Source organism: Sedimentitalea sp. XS_ASV28 (genome assembly GCF_041224545.1).
Classification (GTDB): domain Bacteria; phylum Pseudomonadota; class Alphaproteobacteria; order Rhodobacterales; family Rhodobacteraceae; genus Sedimentitalea.
In genome coordinates this window covers 1-312 of the sequence record NZ_JBGFGP010000101.1, presented here as the reverse complement: position 1 = coordinate 312, position 312 = coordinate 1, and the positions used below count along the sequence as shown (strand labels likewise).

Sequence of the window (312 nt, the reverse complement as noted above, 5' to 3'; positions counted from 1 at the left end):
TGCGCAGCCGGTAGATGGTGCGATCGACGGCCACGCGCAGTTTGCGGGTCTTTCGCATGGGGATGACAGGCACGACGTTGCGCGCCTCCATGGTTTTGCGACCGTTGTCTGAGTCATAGCCGCGATCTGCGAGCAGGACGGACGGCTCGGGCAGGTTATCGGCCATGACCAGATCGAAGCCCCGGTAGTCCGATGTCTGCCCCGGCGTGATCTCCGACCTCATGGGCAGGCCGACGCCGTTAACGCGGAGGTGGATCTTGGTCGTGAAGCCACCCCTTGAACGGCCGAAACCCTGTCGCGGAGTCCCCCTTT

Annotated in this window: 1 protein-coding gene; it reads right to left on the bottom strand. The window is 63.8% G+C overall.

The features are described 5' to 3' along the window. Positions 1 to 312, bottom strand: a 312-nt coding sequence (locus tag AB9K34_RS05840) for a transposase (RefSeq protein ID WP_369953490.1), incomplete at both ends; no start/stop codon positions are given.